Genomic DNA, 16,502 nt, shown 5'->3' with positions numbered 1-16,502 from the left:
GGTGAACTGATGGGCGAATCGGGCGGGCGGTGACTCGCCGCCCATACGCGGCGTTTGCCGGGCATGACCACCTTGCACGAGGCCATCGGCCGGCGCCGGCGCACCCTCTATGTCCCCACCCCCGGAGAATCGGTTCAGCAGGCGCCTGCCAGGCACGACGCGGGGCCGGACACCCGGCCCTCCGATCCGCCCATCTACCGGGATCTGCTGCACCTGTGGGCGAGCAGGGGCAAGACCCTGCCGGGGCGCCGCGACCCGGAGTGGGCCAGGCTCACGGCGCCCACCGTGCGGACGGGACAGTTCGGCTCGACCATCCCGTTCAACCTGCCGCAGGGGCAGTTCAGTGCGAGCCAGGGGCACTTCAGCGCGAGTCGGGACCCGCTAGGTGACGTGCGATGACCATGCGCTGGATCTGATTGGTGCCCTCGACGATCTGCAGCACCTTGGCCTCGCGCATGTAGCGCTCCACGGGGAAGTCCAGCGTGTAGCCGTACCCGCCGAGCACCTGGACGGCGTCGATGGTCACCTGCATCGCGAGGTCCGTGCAGAACAGCTTGGCCATCGCCGCCTGGCGGGAGAACGGGCGGCCCGCGTCGCGCAGCCGGGCCGCCGCGAGGTACAGCGCACGGCCCGCCTCGATCTGGGTGGCCATGTCGGCCAGCATGAAGCGCAGGCCCTGGAAGTCGGCGATGGGGCGGCCGAACTGCTGTCGCTCGGTGGCGTACGCCAGCGCCTCGTTCAGCGCCGCCTGGGCCACGCCGATCGCGCAGGCCGCGATGCCGAGCCGGCCCGAGTCGAGGGCGGACAGGGCGATGGCGAAGCCCTGGCCCTCCTCGCCGATGCGCCGGGCGCCCTGGACGCGGACGCCGTCGAAGTGCAGCTGGGCGGTGGGCGAGCCCTTCATGCCCATCTTCTTCTCGGGGGCCGCGGCGTTCAGCCCCTCGGCGTCGCCGGGCACGAGGAAGGCGGAGATGCCGCGGGCGCCCTCGCCGCCGGTGCGGGCCAGGACCGTGTAGAAGTCGGCCAGGCCGCCGTGCGTGATCCAGGCCTTGGTGCCGGTGATCACCCAGCTGTCGTCGTCCCGCACGGCCTTCGTGCGCAACGAGGCCGCGTCGGAGCCGGAGGCGGGCTCGGAGAGGCAGTACGCGCCGAGCAGTCCGCCGCCGAGCATCGCGGGCAGATGCTCCGCCTGCTGCTCCTTGGTGCCGTAACCGGCGAGGGCGTGGCAGGCCAGTGAGTGCACGCTGACGCCGAGGCCCACGGTGAGGCGGGCGGCGGCGAGCTCTTCGAGCACCTGGAGGTAGACCTCGTAGGGCTGGTCACCGCCGCCGAACTCGGAGTCGTACGGCAATCCGAGCAGGCCGGACTCCGAGAGCAGCGTGAAGACTTCGCGCGGGAAGTGCCCGGCGTCCTCCTCCTCGGCCGCCTTGGGCGCGATCTCGGCCTTGACGAGCTCACGCACGAGCGCGAACAGGTCTCTGGCCTCCTCGGTGGGCAGCTGACGTTCCACCGGCTGGTGCGGCGCGCGGTCTGGCATGGCGGGCGCTCTCCTCCTGTCGGGCACTGCGGCGGACGCGGAGGGGTATGGCGCCGTCGCCGTCGGACTGCTCGGCCGAGGTCGCCTTTCCGGGTCACGGAACCGGGCTGACCAGCGGCTGTGCGCTGTGAGTATGCCCGATCCAGGACCTCTCGTCACCGGTTCACGAGCGTTAACTCGATTACTTTTCGAGGTCGGCCGGACCGCCCCTCCAGACGCGCGGCCCAGGTCTTCAAATTGGTCCGAACCATTGACCGCACTGGTCTAGTCCTTCTACTGTTCCGGCCAACGCCTTACCCCGTTCATGTCAAACCCCCCACGCACGTCCTCAGCGCAAGGTCGAACAGCACTTCCCCCTCTCCCTCCCCCACGAGGAGACACGATGCTCAGACCGCACCGCCCGCGCCTCAGGGCGCTCCTGACCGCCGCGTGTTGCGCCGTGCTCGGCGCCGGACTGCTCGCCGGAGCAGGCACCGCGGGTGCCGCCGACCGGTCCCAGTCCCCCACCGCCGAGGCGGCCGCCGGCTCCAAGGTGATCGGCTACTTCACCGAATGGGGCGTCTACGACCGGAACTACCACGTCAAGAACATCGAGACGTCCGGTTCCGCAGCCAAGCTCACGCACATCAACTACGCCTTCGGCAACGTCCAGGGCGGCAAGTGCACGATGGGCGACTCCTACGCCGCGACCGACAAGGCCTATGACGCGAGCGGCAGCGTCGACGGCGCTGCCGACACCTGGGACCAGCCGCTGCGCGGCAACTTCAACCAGCTGCGCAAGCTCAAGAAGCTCCATCCGAACCTGAAGGTCCTGTGGTCCTTCGGCGGCTGGACCTGGTCGGGCGGCTTCACCGAGGCCGCCAAGGACCCGGCCGGCTTCGCCAAGTCCTGCCGCGCGCTGGTCGAGGACCCGAAGTGGGCCGATGTCTTCGACGGCATCGACATCGACTGGGAGTACCCGAACGACTGCGGGCTCTCCTGCGACACCAGCGGCAGGGACGCCTTCAAGAACGTGATGTCGGCGATGCGCACGGAGTTCGGCGGCGACCTGGTCACCGCGGCCATCACCGCCGACGCCTCGGACGGCGGCAAGATGGACTCGACGGACTACGCGGGCGCCGCCCAGTACGTCGACTGGTACAACCCGATGACGTACGACTTCTTCGGCGCGTGGGCGGCGCAGGGCCCGACGGCCCCGCACTCCCCGCTGAAGTCCTACGACGGCATCCCGCAGCAGGGCTTCAACTCCGATGCCACGATCACCAAGCTCAAGGGCCTCGGCATCCCGCCGGCGAAGCTGCTGCTCGGCATCGGCTTCTACGGCCGGGGCTGGACGGGCGTCACGCAGAAGGAGCCGGGCTCCGCCGCCACGGGTCCGGCCGCGGGCAAGTACGAGCAGGGCATCGACGACTACAAGGAACTCAAGTCGAAGTGCCCCGCGAACGGCACGGTGGCCGGGACCGCGTACGCCCACTGCGGCACCAACTGGTGGAGCTACGACACCCCGGAGACCATCGCCGGGAAGATGGGCTACAAGAACGAGCAGGGTCTCGGCGGCACGTTCTTCTGGGAGCTCAGCGGCGACACGGCGAACGGTGAGCTGATCAACGCGATCAACTGAGCGCACGGGCAGAGCACTTGGGGCGGGGAGCCGACCGGTTCCCCGCCCCTCTCGCGCGACCTCAGGCGGGCTCCGGCGAGGGGCATTCGGGGACGAACTCCTCGATGGTGTCCAGGGTCCTGCGCAGCGTGCGTACGAGCAGGTCGCGCACCGTGTCACGGTCCGGGTCGCCGTCGTGCCCCAGCCAGTCGAGCGTGATGGCCTCCACGCTGCTGAGCCAGCCGATCAGCGCGAGCCTGGCCAGACGGGGTATCCGCCGGTGGCCGTACGCACCCTCGGCGATGGCCCCGATCAGCTCCTCGCGCACCGCGTCCCGGATCGCCATGACCTGCGAGTCGAAGCCGACGCCGCCGGTCACGATGGTGCGGTACGCGGCCTGATGGTGCTCGGCGTAGCGCAGATAGCCGTCGATCGTGCGATGCACCCGCTCCGCGCGCGGCAGCTCGGTGTCGCTGCCGGCGCGGGCGACCAGCTCGGCCACCGACTCCTCGACGATCGCGAGGTAGTAGCCGCGCTTGGACTTGAAGTAGTAGTAGATCAGCCCTTTGGCCACACCTGCCTGCTTGGCGATGTCGTCCATGGACAACGCGTCATAGGAGGTGTCGGCGAACAACTTCCGGCCGATGGCGATGAGTTCGGCGCGCCGCACCTGGGAACGTTCGGTGCTTCCGCGCTGTTGACTAATATTCAAATTGCGCCCTAGTCTCCAACTGCCACGGGATTTCCGCAGTATGGCAGAACGCCCGCCACCTGCGCCGATGAGTCCCGTCGGAGCTCCACCACGCACTCCCCCTTACGCACGTGGACGACGTACGGGAGGAACCAGTGAGCGAAGCGGGACAGACGCGCGAAGCGGGAAGCACGCGCGCAGCGAAACGGCCGGCGGCCGTGGGGAGAACCAACTGGAAGAAGACCGCGGTCGTCATGATGCCCGCGGTGCTCGCGGTCGGCGCGATGGCCTCGGTGATGGCCGAGGGGGCGCTTGCCGCCTCGTTCGCGGTCTCCGGCACCAGCTTTCAGGTGTCGTCGGGGAAGCTGTCCAGCCAGGGCCTGTCGTCGTTCGTGCAGACGGACCGGTCGGTCGACGGCAAGGGCCACCCGGTGGCGCTGCTCGGGATCGGCGACGCCACCCTGTCCGACATCTGCCAGGCCGCGGAGGTCAAGACCCCGCTCGGCACAGTGGTGTTCAAGCTGACGGCGGGCGGTGAGGCGGGCAACGTGACGGCCAGCAACCTCATCATCGACGGCGAGGACCTGGTGGGCGACGCCCGCTTCGGGACCGCGCAGATCGGCCGGGACGCCTCGACGCTGGACGAGGTCGAGGGCGTCAAGGGCGAGGCCGGGAAGTTCGGGCTGCAGGCCGGGGACATCGAGGTGGCCGGCGTACGCTCCCACGCCTGGTCGGCGACCGGCGGGAACTTCCGGCTCAAGGGCATGAAGCTCGACGTCAGCCTGGACGGCAAGAAGTGCTTCTGAACTTCCGCTCCGGCGATCCCGAGGTCGGGGGCGGCTGGCTGGACCGGCGGCTGCCGGCGCCGGATCAGCGCCGGGTGCTGCGCAGATGGCGCCGGACCCGGCCGTTCTGGGGCGGGCTGCTGCTGATCCTGGGCGGGGCCGAGCTGCTGCTCATCCCGCTGTCGCCGCTGACGGTCCTGGTGAGTCTCGGGCTCGGCGGGATCGCGGCGATCGGGATCGGGCTCGCACTGATCGTGGCCGGTGTCTTCCTCTGGCTGATGCCGCAGGCCCGGCACTACGTGAGCATCAACGCCCTTATTCTGTCGGTGCTTTCGTTCGCCGCGACCAATCTGGGCGGCTTCCTGGTGGGCATGCTGCTCGGCATCGCGGGCAGTGCGATGGGGTTCGGCTGGACTCCGGTGCCCGAGGGCGAGGAGGACGCGGCGAAGCGGCCTTCGGTCCGCGACGGGCAGGGCACGCGGACGCTCGGGGTGCTGCTGCCGGTGATCCTGCTCGCGGCGGTCTTCGGGCCGGGTGTGGGACGGGCCGAGGCGGCTCCGGCCGGCTCGATCATCGCGCCCGACACCCCGCCGTCCGTGACGACCACGCTCTTCGCGCCGGAGGGCTTCTCGTTCTCCGAGGTGCGCGAAATCCCCACCTCCAAGGGCCCGTTGAAGGTCATGGTGCTGCGCATGAAGGCGGCCTCGCTGACGGACTACCGGCTCAAGACGCGGGACGGGCGCGACGAACTCGCCCTGGGCGCCGACACCTTGGAGCTCAGCGGCGATGTGACGCTCTATCTCACCAAGTTCACCGGCTGCATCGAGGGTCTGCTGTGTGTGACGTTCACGCCGGACAAGCTGCCGGTGCCGCCGGTGATCCCGCCGTTCGTCTTCATGACGGACGTCAAGGCCGAGCAGGCGCTGGTCACTTCGGATCTGATCGTGGCCGGCGGGCTGACCCTGGGGGCGTCATGAGCTCGGACCCCAGGGGCGTCATGGGCAAGGGCCGTAAGACCGGGCGGGGGCTGCTGTGATCCAGATTCAGGCCGCGCTGTTCTGGGCGTACGCCGCCGGAGCGACGTTCGCGCTGGCGGCCGGGCGGCAGCTGCAGATCTGGGAGCGGCTGAGCGTGGGCGAGGGCCCGCGCACCCGCAGCCGGGTCGCCAACCCCTACCGCACGCTGACCCTTCTGTTCGCCACCGTCCTGATGGTGCCGACCGGCATCTTCATGCTGTGGCAGAACCCTTCCTGGGCGACCATGCAGGTGGCCGACGGACCGGGCGGGATCTGGGCGGGCTGGGTGCTCTTCTACGCGGGCGGGATCCCGATCGGCGCCCTCCTCGGCTTCGAGGTGGCGCAGATGCTGGTCCTGGTCGGCGCGGGCTACTGGGCGTATCTGCAGTGCGTGGGCGGCTATTTCCTGCTGTTCGGCGCGCTGATCCACGGCTGGGACGGCAGCGGCTACGAGCGGTTCTTCTCCACCAGCGACGAGGACTTCGCCAACTGGCCCAAGGACACCATCGTCAACAACGTCCTGGACTTCCTGACCTCCGGGACCTTCCTTGCGCTGCTGCTCTTCGGCGCCGGGGTCATCGGCACGATGCTCGTCACCGAGATCGGCTGGCTGCTCGAAGGCTGGTCGCTGCCGGGCGCCGACGAGGACCGCAAGGTGCCCCGCATCGTGGCGATCGCCATCGCGGCGGCGGGCGTCTACGGACTGCCGTTCGTCGGCGCGCTCACCGCGAGCGTGCTGATGCGGCTGCTCGGCGGCTGGCTGGGCCTGCTCGTCTTCGCCGCGCTCGCCGGTTTCGTACTGCTGTCGAAACGGTCACCGGTGCGCTGGCTGTACGGCCTGGTGGGCATTCCGGACCGGCACTGGACGGCGTCCGGGGACGTGATCGAGGACGGTCAGGAAGTTACGGCAGGCCCGCCCGCGTAACGGGGGTTACAACAGGCCCGCCTGCGTAACGGGTGTCAGAGCAGACCCGCCTGCGTGACGAACATCGCGAGGACGACCACCAGGGTCCAGCCGAGCACGTGCTCCAGGATCTTCGGGCCGACGTCCTTGGGGCCGCCGGTGCGCGCCTTGGCGTACTCGGCGACTTCGGCAGGGCTCTTCGCGGTGGTGGCATGCATGGCTGTCTCGCTCACGGTGGTCCGGCAGTGGTGTCCCCCCACTGGCGTCATACCTGTTCACCATGCCAGCAAGGCCATGCCCCGGGGTAGAGACGTTGGTCACCACCCCGGGGGCCACAAGCCGAGCTCAGCGCACCCCGACGGCCGCCAGGGCCTTGCGCTGCGCGGTGTTCGGGCGGGCCGGGAAGTACAGGTAGCAGACGCCGCCTGTGCCGGAGACCACCTTGCCGGTCGCGTTGTAGCGCTTGGTGCGGAGCCAGATGTTCTCCCACTCGCGCCGCTTGTAGACCCGGCGCACCGCGTCGTTGCTGGGCGAGGCGGGGTCGTTGGCGATCACGTCGCCGTCCGCCGTGAAGCCGATCACGGTCATCAGGTGGCCCGCGGTGCCGTAGCCGGCGCCGGTGAGCTCCTCCTTCAGGAACGACTGTGACGTTATGGCCGGGATGCCGGCCGCGATCAGCCGCTCCAGGTCGGTGAGCGAGCCGAGGCGGGTGACGACGCCCTGCATGTCCTTGTACGTCGCCGCGTAGGCGGCGTTGAACGGCCAGTTGCCGCAGCCGTTGTACTGGTAGTCGAAGGTGTAGCGGGCCGCGTGGCAGACCTGCGGGTCGGCGAAGTCGGGGTTCACCCAGGCCAGGTCCTCGGCGGTGGGCTTACGGCCCCAGTACTCGATGATCATCTGCGAGGAGGTGGGGCTGCACCAGGCCTCGCCGCCGTTGTCGTACTCCGGGTACTGGCCGACGTGGACGTTCTGCGAGTAGCGCGGGACCTTCAGCTCCTTGGCCAGGTGCGGCGTGGAGGCGGGCACCGTGAAGCGGTCGGGGACGTCCGAGCCCATCGCGCCCAGGCGCCACACGGTGGGCGAGGCCTTGCTGCCCGGCTTGCGGTAGAGGGTCAGGCGCAGCTGGTACGAGACCAGGCGCAGGCCCGTCGCCGGGTCGTCGATGGCGAAGGTGTCGGTCCAGATCGTGCTCTTGTCGTCGGTCTGGTCGTCGACCGAGGTCCGCTTGATGTCGGTGTCCTTGGCCGCCCAGCGCCCCATCACGTACCAGGGGGTCCTGGTCCCGTCGCTGTACGTTCCCTGCAGTTCGACCAGGATCCAGGTGCCGTCCGGGGTGCGGGCGTTCCAGGACGCGATGACCTCGGTGGAGGGCACCGCGAGCTTGTGGGTGGGCCCGGTCCAGGTGGCGTACTCCCAGGTCGCGGTCTGCCCGGTGTGCGGGTCGGTGTAGTCGGTGCGGCCCGCGGGGGCGGCGATGGCCAGGCCGGGGCGGGCGCCGGCGACTGCCCGGGTGCCCTTGGCGGTGCCGGAGCGCCAGTCGTTGTACGAGGTCCAGAAGCGGTTGTCCACGAGTCGGCCGCTCCCGGCCGGGGCGCCGGCCGGGGCGCTGCCGGGCGCCGGTGAACTTCCGGGCGCGGCGGCTGCGGGCGACGCGGCGCCGGCTGCGGCCGCCGCGAGGGCCACGGTGAGCAGGGTTCTGCGGGACGGGCTGGGTGTGGAGCTGGTCATGGGCGGAGCCCCCAGAGGTCGTGTCCGGACGGGGCGAGCATGCGGCGAAGCGGTCCGCCGCAGGCGGCAGGTGCACGTCAGTGGGGCAACTATTGCCGGTCACGGCGGACTTCTGCCAGCACTTGGGGTCGCGTCCTCGCACCAATATTGGCGTGGACCACTGGCTTAGGCTGGCCGTGATGAACGAGGACACCCCGCGGATGGACGAGCTCACCCCGCGCCCCACCCCGCTCCCCCGTCTCGCCGCCGAGCTGCGCGCGCTGCCGCCCTCCTGCGGCCCGGTCCGGCTCGTCGCCGTCGACGGGCACGCGGGCTCCGGGAAGTCCACCTTCGCCGCCCGGCTCGCCGAGGCGTTCGACGGGGCGCCGGTGCTGCACCTGGACGACTTCGCCACCCACGACGAGCTCTTCGCCTGGACGGGGCGGCTGCACCGGCAGGTGATCGAGCCCTTCTCCCGCGGGCGGGCGGCGCGGTGTGCCGCGTACGACTGGGAGCTGCGGCGGTTCGGCGCCGAGCGCACGGTCGAGGCCGCGCCCGTCGTCCTGGTGGAAGGGGTGGGGGCCGGGCGGCGGGAGCTGCGGCCGTGGCTGGCGCGGCTGCTCTGGATGGATCTGCCGGCCGAGGCGTCCTGGGCGCGGGGCAGGCATCGGGACGGGCCCGCCCAGAGCGAGTTCTGGGACGGCTGGGAATCGGCGGAGCGTCGACACTTCGCCGAAGACCCTTCGAAGCCCTTTGCCGACTCTTTGGTGCGGCAGTGCCCGGAGGGTTTCAGGGTGCTCCCGGGACAGGATGAAACGCCGAATGGGGCGGAAGCCGTCACTCCGCGTGACGACCCGTCGGCGATGCGCTGAGACGGCGGAAAACCGCTTCCGAGAGTCCCTCAACTCGGCTTGACCCGGGGGTCGTACAGGACTTACGTTCTGAATGTGCGGTCCTTCGGGATCGCCCGCAGACGCGAAGCCCCCGATTGTTCCCCCGTGATCGGGGGCTTCGTTCTGCCCTTTGTCCGTTTTAGCGGCGCTCACCGACGCGCTTCGCTCACCCTCGGTGACGACTCAAGTCCCGTTCTCCGCTTGCCGAACCTCGATGATCCATGGCGCGGCACCCTTCGGTCGACGGCCCCCTCGCAGGTACGATGCCTCTCGGTGCGACCTTCATCACTGATTAGGGGCGGCATCGGATCAACTCCCTTCTGTGGCAAGACGGTTGGGCAGTTCGACGGATCGGCAGTTCGGCGAACGCCGCCGGCGGGCACTCGCCCGGCGGCACACCACGGGGGCACGGTTTGTGGGGGACGTGATGGACTTCGGCACGCAGGGCTCGTCGGCCCCGGCCGACCTCGCCTGGCTGCGGGGCGTCGATGCCTACACCATGGGCGCCTATCCGCAGGCCGAGGAGGAGTTCAGGGCCGCGGTGCGGATGGACCCGGGCATGGCCGACGGCTGGCTGGGGCTGCACGCGCTGCGCATCGACACGACGACGGCGCTGTTACGGATGTACCGGCACCGGGACCGCTTCGGGGAGCAGCGTGCCCGGCACCGACGCACGCTCAACTCCTGGTACTGGCTGGGCTGGTGGGTGCAGCCCGTCCTGGAGTCGCCGCGCGACCTGCTCCTCGCGCACGCCTCGCACTGGCTCGACGGACGGCACGTACCGGAGCTGGACCGGGCGCTTGCGGGGCTGCCGCCGGTGGACGCGGATCCGCAGGTGCGGTTCCTGCACGCCTGCCGCTCCTATCTGGTCAAGGACTGGGATCAGCTCGTACGGCACACCGATCCGCTGATCGACGACGCCGTGCTCGGCATCGAGGCGGGGCTCTTCGGCGGGATGGCGCGGGTGCGCCTGGAGATGTTCGGACAGGCCGAGCCGCTGCTCTCGGCCGCGCTGATGCGCTGCCGCAGCGAGCAGCCGCAGCGCAAGGAGCTTCGCTACTGGCTGGCCCGCGCGCACGAGGGCACCGGGCGCAGCGCGGCCGCGCTGCCGCTGTACCGGGCCGTGCACCGGGTCGACCCCGCCTTCATGGATACGTCGGCGCGGCTCGCGGCGATCGCCGAGTACGACGGCGCCGAGGGCTTCGACGAGGCCGCCGACCTCGCCTCCGTGTCGCTGACCGGGGTCGGCCAGGACCTGGCGGACTGCCAAGAGGCGGTCGACGGGGTGTACGGCGGCGGCGATGTGAAGCTCGGCACCGAGCCGGATCCGGCCACGGGCGCGGCGCCCGCCGAGACCGAGACCGTCCGCGAGAAGGCGATCCTCCCGGTCCAGGCGGGCCCGCCCGTGCTGCCCGCCGGGTCCGCGGATCCGGCACTGTTGCAGGAGGCGCTGTCCGAGCTGGAGCGGATGGTGGGGCTCGAGCCGGTCAAGCGGCAGGTCAAGGCGCTCTCCGCGCAGCTGCGGATGGCGCGCCTGCGGGCGGGGCAGGGGCTGCCGGTGCAGCCGCCGAAACGGCACTTCGTCTTCTCCGGGCCGTCCGGGACGGGCAAGACGACCGTGGCACGGATCCTCGGGCGGGTGTTCTACGCGCTGGGACTCTTGGGCGGGGACCATCTGGTCGAGGCCCAACGGGCCGATCTGGTCGGCGAGTTCCTCGGGCAGACCGCGGTCAAGGCGAACGAGCTGATCGACTCCGCGATCGGCGGTGTGCTGTTCGTCGACGAGGCGTACGCGCTCTCCAACTCCGGTTACAGCAAGGGCGATGCGTACGGCGACGAGGCGCTGCAGGTGTTGCTGAAGCGGGCCGAGGACAACCGGGACCACCTCGTGGTGATCCTGGCCGGCTATCCGGAGGGCATGGACCGGCTCCTCGCCGCCAACCCCGGGTTGAGCTCGCGCTTCACGACCCGGGTGGACTTTCCCTCGTACCGGCCGTTGGAGCTCACCTCGATAGGGGAGGTCCTTGCCGGGGAGAACGGGGACGTGTGGGACGAGGAGGCGCTCGACGAGCTCCGCTCGATCAGTGGGCACGTCGTCGATCAGGGGTGGATCGATGAGCTGGGGAACGGACGGTTCCTTCGTACGCTGTACGAGAAGAGCTGTGCTTACCGGGACTTGCGGTTGTCCGGGTATCCCGGGGCACCCGGGCGGGACGATCTGGCCACGCTTCGGCTGGCCGACCTGATGCAGGCCTATGGCGAGGTGCTGTCGGGGCGGGGGCCTCGGGGATCTGCTGGGCTTTAGATTTTCCCCTACCCGCCCCTTCCCGAAATTCTGCGAAGCCTTCCGCCCTTCGGGCGGTGTCCTCAAACGCCGGACGGGCTGATTCATGCCGGCGGCAGCCTTAAGGGAAGGGGCGGGGAGGGGGAAAATCTCTACCCCGCCAAAGCCTCCTCCGGCGCCTCAGTCCGAGGCTCCGCCAAGCGTGGCAAGGGGCCCGGTGAGCGGTGAGCGGGGTCGCGGACCTCGCCGACCAGGAGTTCCAGGACGTCCTCCAGGGCCACCAGGCCGAGCACCTTCCCCGAGGCGTCCGCCACCTGCGCAAGGTGCGTGGCCGCGCGGCGCATCACCGTCAGGGCGTCGTCCAGGGGGAGCTCCGCGCGCAGCGTGGCCATGGGGCGCCAGATCTGCTGGGGGACCGCGCGGTCGTCCTCCTCCAGGTCGAGGACGTCCTTGACGTGGAGGTAGCCCATGAAGGCCCCGCTGTCCGCGCACACCGGGAAGCGGGAGTAGCCGGTCCGCACCGTGAGCTCCTCGATGCGGCGCGGCGTGACCGAGGGGTCGACCGTGACCAGCGAGGCACGGGTGAGGAGGACGTCCGTGACCGGGCGGGAGCCCAGCTCCAGGGCGTCCTCCAGGCGTTCCTGCGCCTCCGGTTCGAGGAGCCCGGCCTGCCCGGAGTCCTCGACCAGGCGCCCCAGTTGGGCGCTGGTGAAGACGGCCTCGACCTCGTCCTTGGGCTCGACCCTGAAGAGCCGCAGGATCACCCGCGCGCAGGCGCCGAGGGCCACGGTCACCGGGCGGCACAGCCGGGCGAAGGCGACCAGGCCGGGGCTGAGCCACAGCGAGGTCTTCTCGGGCGCGGCCATCGCCAGGTTCTTCGGGACCATCTCGCCGATGACGAGGTGGAGGAAGACGACGGCCGCGAGGGCGATCACATAGCCGAGCGGGTGGATCAGCCCAGTCGGCACGTGTGCCGCGTGGAAGACCGGTTCGAGCAGGTGCGCCACCGTCGGTTCGGCGACCGCGCCCAGCGTCAACGAGCAGACCGTGATGCCGAATTGGGCCGCGGCCATCATCTGCGGCAGATGCTCCAGGCCGTACAGCACCCGGCGCGCGCGTGCCGACTGTGCGGCGAGCGGTTCGATCTGGCTGCGGCGCACCGAGACCAGCGCGAACTCGGCGCCCACGAAGAAGCCGTTGGCCAGGACGAGGAGGAAGGCGAAGAGGAGTTGCAGGAGGCTCATCGGACGGCCTCCACGGCCTGTCGGTCGAGGGTGGCGTCGGTCCGGGCCGGCGCGGCGGGCACGGTCCTGACGAGGCGGACCCGCTCGGCCCGGTAGTGCCCGACCTGGCGCACCGCCAGTTTCCAGCCCGGCAGTTCGGCCCGGTCGCCGGGCGCGGGGATGCGGCCGAGCAGATCGGCGACGAGCCCGGCCACGGTTTCGTACGGCCCCTCGGGGACCTCGAGCCCTATGCGCAGCAGCGTGTCCACGCGGCAGCTGCCGTCGGCCTCCCATGCGGGCCGGCCGTCCTCGGCCGGTGCGACGGCGAGCTCGGGTAGATCGTCCTTGTCGTGCTCGTCGCGCACCTCGCCGACGAGTTCCTCGACGATGTCCTCCAAGGTCACGACGCCCGCCGTGCCGCCGTACTCGTCCACGACGACGGCGATGGGCTGCTCGCTGCGCAGGAGTTCGAGCAGCGGCTGCACGGGAAGCGTCTCGGGCACCATCAGCGGGGGCAGTGCGATCCGGCCCACGGGCGTGCGGTGCCGTTCCGGTCCGCGTACCGCCAGGGCGTCCTTCAGGTGCACCATGCCGACGATTTCGTCGATGCGCTCCCGGTAGACGGGGAAGCGGGACAGGCCCGTGGCGCGGGTCAGGTTCACGACGTCCGCGGCGGTCGCCGAGGACTGCAGCGAACTGACCTTCACGCGCGGTGTCATGACGTGCTGCGCGGTGAGCTCGGCGAGGGAGAGGGTGCGGACGAAAAGGTCCGCGGTGTCCGCCTCCAGGGTGCCCGCCTGCGCCGAGTGCCGGGCCAGGGAGACCAGTTCGCCCGGGGTGCGGGCGGAGTCCATCTCCTCGGTGGGCTCGACGCCGAGGGCACGTACGAGACGGTTGGCGACGGCGTTCAGCGCGGCGATGACCGGCCGGAAGAGCCGCGAGAAGAGGTGCTGGGGGCCCGCGACGAAGCGGGCGACCTGCAACGGGTGGGAGATCGCCCAGTTCTTGGGCACGAGCTCGCCGATCACCATCTGCACCGCAGAGGCGAGCAGCATGCCGACGATCACGGCGACGCCGGAGACCGCTCCCTCGGGTATGCCGACGGCCGTGAAGGGACCGGCGAGCAGCCGCGCGAGGGCGGGCTCGGCGAGCATGCCGACCACCAGCGAGGTGATGGTGATGCCCAGCTGGGTCCCGGAGAGCTGGAAGGACAGCTCACGCAGCGACTTGACGACGGTGCGGGCCCGCTTGTCGCCCTCGGCCGCGGCGCGCTCGGCGTCCGGGCGCTCGACGGTGACGAGGCCGAACTCGGCCGCGACGAAGAAGCCGTTGGCCAGGATCAGCAGGAAGGCTGCCGCGAGGAGCAGAAGTGGAATGATCATGCCGCCGCCTCCGGTGAGGGGGCGGCGCAGGTACTACCGGACTGTCCGTCCATTGCCGGAGAGGGTCACTCCTCGGGTAGCAGGTACCCCGGGCGGGTCGGGGGCGGGCCCGAGCGGGGTCGGGCACCCCTTGGGTGCCCTCGTCTCCAGATTAATCACGAACGGGGCCGCTGTGTCAGTGCTCCCCGCCGGGTTCTGCGTCAGTGCGCGCCGCGGTCGCGCAGCACTGCGCGCCGCAGCCCGGCATCAGTGCTCGCCGCGGTGACGCATCAGTGCTCGCCGCCGCTGCCGTGTGCTTCCGCGAGCGCGCGCAGGGCGCGTGCGTCGCTGATGGCGCGCTGCTTGGCGATGCCGGGCTGGATGCCCATGGCGGCCAGGCTGGTGCCGTCGGTGAGGTTGAGGAACACCCACGGGTCGCCCGGACGGAGGTTGACCTGGACGATCTCCGCCCAGGCCAGGCGCCGCCGGCTGGTGAGGTTCACGACCGTGACGCCCGCGTCGTCGGCGACGACCTTGGGCCGGGAGAGCAGCACGAGCACGCCGAAGAGCAGCGCGCCGGTGAAGATGAAGCTGATCCGCTCCCCCGGGCTGAGCGTCTCCAGGATGAGTGCGACACCGGAGATGACGACGAACATGACGACGCCGACGGTGAGCAGGACGGCGCGCGTCCGGTTCGGCCGGAAGGTGACGGGCAGGGCAGGGAGGTCAGACATGACGTGTCCTGAATATCCGGGATCGATCGCCGGTCAGAGGCGGCAGGCGTGGATGGCCGTGGTCAGGATGGCCCGCGCGCCGAGGGCGTACAGGTCGTCCATGATCCGCTGGGCGTCCTTGGCGGGGACCATGGCGCGCACGGCGACCCAGCCCTCGTTGTGCAGCGGCGAGATGGTCGGCGACTCGAGGCCCGGGGTGAGGGCGACGGCCTGCTCCAGGTGCTCGGCACGGCAGTCGTAGTCCATCATCACGTACGTCCGCGCGACCAGGACGCCCTGCAGACGGCGCAGGAACTGCTGCACCTTCGGGTCCGCGGCGTCCCCGGCTGCCACGCCCTTGCGCCGGATGACGACGGCCTCCGACTTCATGATCGGGTCGCCGAAGACCTCCAGGCCCGCGTTGCGCAGCGAGGTGCCGGTCTCGACGACGTCCGCGATGACCTGGGCGACGCCCAGCTCGATGGCGGTCTCGACGGCGCCGTCCAGGTGCACGACGGCGGCGTCGACGCCCTGCTCGGCGAGGTGCTTGGCGACGATGCCCTCGTACGACGTGGCGATCGTCTTGCCCGCCAGGTCCTCGATGCCCTTGACGGTGCCGGGCTTCGCGGCGAAGCGGAAGGTGGAGCGGGCGAAGCCGAGCGGCAGGATCGGCTCGGCGTTGGCGCCGGAGTCGATCAGCAGGTCCTCGCCGGTGATGCCGATGTCGAGCTTGCCCGCGGACACGTAGATCGCGATGTCCTTGGGGCGGAGGTAGAAGAACTCCACCTCGTTGGCCGGGTCGACGAGGACGAGCTCCTTGGACTCCTTGCGCTGCTGGTAGCCGGCCTCATGGAGCATCGCCGACGCAGGTCCGGAGAGTGAACCCTTGTTGGGGACGGCGATGCGCAGCATGAGGTCAGCTTCCTTAGTTCGTACGTACGTTGGGGAGTCGGGCGCCTGCGGGTGTCGGCTCAGAGATGGGCGTACACGTCGTCGAGGGAGATGCCGCGGGCGACCATCATCACCTGTACGTGGTACAGGAGCTGGGAGATCTCCTCGGCGGCGGCTTCCTTGCCCTCGTACTCGGCGGCCATCCAGACCTCGGCGGCCTCTTCGACGACCTTCTTGCCGATCGCATGGACACCCTTGCCCACCAGCTCGGCGGTGCGCGAGGTGGTGGGATCGCCGTTTTCGGCCTTGTGCTGGAGCTCGGTGAAGAGCTCCTCGAACGTCTTCTTGGACATGATGCCGCTCACTCTACGCGTCGATCCGGTCCCACTCAGCGCCAGGGCTCGGAGACGGTGCGCAGGATGGTCGCGGTGGCGACGGCCGCGGTGACCGCTTCGTGGCCCTTGTCCTCGGTGGAGCCCTCGATGCCGGCGCGGTCCAGGGCCTGCTCCTCGGTGTCGCAGGTCAGCACGCCGAAGCCGATGGGGACGCCGGTGTCGACGGAGACCTGGGTGAGGCCGCCCGTCACGCCCTGGCAGACGTACTCGAAGTGCGGGGTGCCGCCGCGGATGACGACGCCGAGGGCGACGATCGCGTCGTAGCCGCGGCCCGCGAGGACCTTGGCGACGACCGGGAGCTCGAAGCTGCCGGGGACGCGCAGGACGGTCGGCTCGTCGATGCCGAGCTCGTGCAGGGCGCGCAGGGCGCCGTCGACGAGGCCGTCCATGACCTTCTCGTGCCACTGGGCCGCGATCACCGCGACCCGCAGGTCGCCGCAGTTCTTCACGCTCAGTACGGGTGCGCCCTTGCCGCTCACGTGCTCTCTCCTCAGTAGTTCTG

At 70.4% G+C, this 16,502-nt stretch carries 17 protein-coding genes; 7 read left to right on the top strand and 10 right to left on the bottom strand.

Going from position 1 to position 16,502, the window contains the following annotated elements:
- The first annotated feature begins 63 nt into the window (after positions 1-63).
- Complete coding sequence (locus tag OG430_RS39980) at positions 64-399, top strand: hypothetical protein (RefSeq protein WP_327357559.1); 336 nt, start codon at positions 64-66, stop codon at positions 397-399.
- Here the strand turns inward: OG430_RS39980 and OG430_RS39975 are convergent.
- Positions 362-1,537 (bottom strand): acyl-CoA dehydrogenase family protein, encoded by a 1,176-nt coding sequence (locus OG430_RS39975; RefSeq protein ID WP_327357558.1) that lies wholly within the window; start codon positions 1,535-1,537, stop codon positions 362-364. The genes OG430_RS39980 and OG430_RS39975 overlap by 38 nt on opposite strands.
- A 382-nt stretch (positions 1,538-1,919) precedes the next feature.
- On the opposite strand from OG430_RS39975, the gene OG430_RS39970 reads away from it, so the two are divergent.
- Positions 1,920-3,158 (top strand): glycoside hydrolase family 18 protein, encoded by a 1,239-nt coding sequence (locus OG430_RS39970; RefSeq protein ID WP_327357557.1) that lies wholly within the window; start codon positions 1,920-1,922, stop codon positions 3,156-3,158.
- Between the two features lie 61 nt (positions 3,159-3,219).
- Here the strand turns inward: OG430_RS39970 and OG430_RS39965 are convergent, their stop codons facing one another.
- Complete coding sequence (locus tag OG430_RS39965) at positions 3,220-3,849, bottom strand: TetR/AcrR family transcriptional regulator (protein ID WP_442816643.1); 630 nt, start codon at positions 3,847-3,849, stop codon at positions 3,220-3,222.
- 236 nt (positions 3,850-4,085) lie between these two features.
- Between OG430_RS39965 and OG430_RS39960 the strand changes: the two genes are divergently transcribed.
- Genes OG430_RS39960 through OG430_RS39950 form a run of 3 tightly spaced genes read left to right on the top strand, consistent with a single transcriptional unit; the run spans position 4,086 to position 6,554 of the window.
- A complete protein-coding gene (locus OG430_RS39960) occupies positions 4,086-4,634 on the top strand; it encodes a DUF6230 family protein (RefSeq protein WP_327359436.1) in 549 nt (182 codons plus the stop codon).
- On the top strand, positions 4,625-5,590 hold the full coding sequence (locus tag OG430_RS39955) for a DUF6114 domain-containing protein (RefSeq protein ID WP_327357555.1): 966 nt from the start codon (positions 4,625-4,627) through the stop codon (positions 5,588-5,590). The genes OG430_RS39960 and OG430_RS39955 overlap by 10 nt, the downstream gene beginning before the upstream one ends.
- 55 nt (positions 5,591-5,645) lie before the next feature.
- Positions 5,646-6,554, top strand: a complete 909-nt coding sequence (locus OG430_RS39950; protein ID WP_327357554.1) for a hypothetical protein — start codon at positions 5,646-5,648, stop codon at positions 6,552-6,554.
- 35 nt (positions 6,555-6,589) lie between these two features.
- Here OG430_RS39950 and OG430_RS39945 read toward each other — a convergent pair whose 3' ends face one another.
- Positions 6,590-6,751 (bottom strand): SCO1431 family membrane protein, encoded by a 162-nt coding sequence (locus tag OG430_RS39945; protein WP_327357553.1) that lies wholly within the window; start codon positions 6,749-6,751, stop codon positions 6,590-6,592.
- 127 nt (positions 6,752-6,878) lie between these two features.
- Entirely contained in the window at positions 6,879-8,261 is a 1,383-nt protein-coding gene (locus OG430_RS39940; RefSeq protein WP_327357552.1) for a peptidase C39 family protein, read from the bottom strand.
- A 179-nt stretch (positions 8,262-8,440) separates the two neighbouring features.
- On the opposite strand from OG430_RS39940, the gene OG430_RS39935 reads away from it, so the two are divergent.
- Together OG430_RS39935 and OG430_RS39930 are read left to right on the top strand one after the other, a co-directional pair.
- Positions 8,441-9,112 carry a uridine kinase family protein gene (locus OG430_RS39935; RefSeq protein ID WP_442816642.1) on the top strand — a complete coding sequence of 224 codons (672 nt, stop codon included), beginning with the start codon at positions 8,441-8,443 and terminating at the stop codon, positions 9,110-9,112.
- A 448-nt stretch (positions 9,113-9,560) separates the two neighbouring features.
- Positions 9,561-11,438, top strand: a complete 1,878-nt coding sequence (locus OG430_RS39930) for an AAA family ATPase (RefSeq protein WP_327357551.1) — start codon at positions 9,561-9,563, stop codon at positions 11,436-11,438.
- Between the two features lie 131 nt (positions 11,439-11,569).
- Here OG430_RS39930 and OG430_RS39925 read toward each other — a convergent pair whose 3' ends face one another.
- The 6 genes from OG430_RS39925 to ribH all read right to left on the bottom strand — a co-directional run bounded on the left by OG430_RS39925 (position 11,570) and on the right by ribH (position 16,479).
- On the bottom strand, positions 11,570-12,661 hold the full coding sequence (locus OG430_RS39925; RefSeq protein ID WP_327357550.1) for a hemolysin family protein: 1,092 nt from the start codon (positions 12,659-12,661) through the stop codon (positions 11,570-11,572).
- A complete protein-coding gene (locus OG430_RS39920; protein ID WP_327357549.1) occupies positions 12,658-14,022 on the bottom strand; it encodes a hemolysin family protein in 1,365 nt (454 codons plus the stop codon). Before OG430_RS39920 ends, OG430_RS39925 begins: the two co-directional genes overlap by 4 nt.
- 269 nt (positions 14,023-14,291) lie before the next feature.
- Entirely contained in the window at positions 14,292-14,735 is a 444-nt protein-coding gene (locus OG430_RS39915) for a PH domain-containing protein (protein ID WP_327357548.1), read from the bottom strand.
- 33 nt (positions 14,736-14,768) lie between these two features.
- Positions 14,769-15,626, bottom strand: a complete 858-nt coding sequence (hisG, locus tag OG430_RS39910; protein WP_327357547.1) for an ATP phosphoribosyltransferase — start codon at positions 15,624-15,626, stop codon at positions 14,769-14,771.
- A 59-nt stretch (positions 15,627-15,685) separates the two neighbouring features.
- Positions 15,686-15,958, bottom strand: coding sequence for a phosphoribosyl-ATP diphosphatase (locus OG430_RS39905; protein WP_327357546.1), 273 nt, complete (start codon positions 15,956-15,958; stop codon positions 15,686-15,688).
- A gap of 35 nt (positions 15,959-15,993) precedes the next feature.
- Complete coding sequence (gene ribH / locus OG430_RS39900) at positions 15,994-16,479, bottom strand: 6,7-dimethyl-8-ribityllumazine synthase (protein WP_327357545.1); 486 nt, start codon at positions 16,477-16,479, stop codon at positions 15,994-15,996.
- Between the last annotated feature and the right edge of the window lie 23 nt (positions 16,480-16,502).

The sequence above is a fragment of the Streptomyces sp. NBC_01304 genome (assembly GCF_035975855.1).
Lineage (GTDB): Bacteria > Actinomycetota > Actinomycetes > Streptomycetales > Streptomycetaceae > Streptomyces.
This window is presented reverse-complemented; position numbering and strand designations above follow the sequence as displayed.

Excerpts from the sequence above, each read along its gene's own strand:
- OG430_RS39940 (WP_327357552.1), bottom strand. The coding sequence starts at position 8,261 with ATGACCAGCTCCACACCCAGCCCGTCCCGCAGAACCCTGCTCACCGTG.
- OG430_RS39960 (WP_327359436.1), top strand. The coding sequence starts at position 4,086 with ATGCCCGCGGTGCTCGCGGTCGGCGCGATGGCCTCGGTGATGGCCGAG.
- OG430_RS39930 (WP_327357551.1), top strand. The coding sequence starts at position 9,561 with ATGGACTTCGGCACGCAGGGCTCGTCGGCCCCGGCCGACCTCGCCTGG.
- OG430_RS39935 (WP_442816642.1), top strand. The coding sequence starts at position 8,441 with ATGAACGAGGACACCCCGCGGATGGACGAGCTCACCCCGCGCCCCACC.
- OG430_RS39980 (WP_327357559.1), top strand. The coding sequence starts at position 64 with ATGACCACCTTGCACGAGGCCATCGGCCGGCGCCGGCGCACCCTCTAT.
- OG430_RS39915 (WP_327357548.1), bottom strand. The coding sequence starts at position 14,735 with ATGTCTGACCTCCCTGCCCTGCCCGTCACCTTCCGGCCGAACCGGACG.
- OG430_RS39970 (WP_327357557.1), top strand. The coding sequence starts at position 1,920 with ATGCTCAGACCGCACCGCCCGCGCCTCAGGGCGCTCCTGACCGCCGCG.
- OG430_RS39975 (WP_327357558.1), bottom strand. The coding sequence starts at position 1,537 with ATGCCAGACCGCGCGCCGCACCAGCCGGTGGAACGTCAGCTGCCCACC.
- OG430_RS39920 (WP_327357549.1), bottom strand. The coding sequence starts at position 14,022 with ATGATCATTCCACTTCTGCTCCTCGCGGCAGCCTTCCTGCTGATCCTG.
- OG430_RS39905 (WP_327357546.1), bottom strand. The coding sequence starts at position 15,958 with ATGTCCAAGAAGACGTTCGAGGAGCTCTTCACCGAGCTCCAGCACAAG.
- hisG (WP_327357547.1), bottom strand. The coding sequence starts at position 15,626 with ATGCTGCGCATCGCCGTCCCCAACAAGGGTTCACTCTCCGGACCTGCG.
- OG430_RS39945 (WP_327357553.1), bottom strand. The coding sequence starts at position 6,751 with ATGCATGCCACCACCGCGAAGAGCCCTGCCGAAGTCGCCGAGTACGCC.
- OG430_RS39925 (WP_327357550.1), bottom strand. The coding sequence starts at position 12,661 with ATGAGCCTCCTGCAACTCCTCTTCGCCTTCCTCCTCGTCCTGGCCAAC.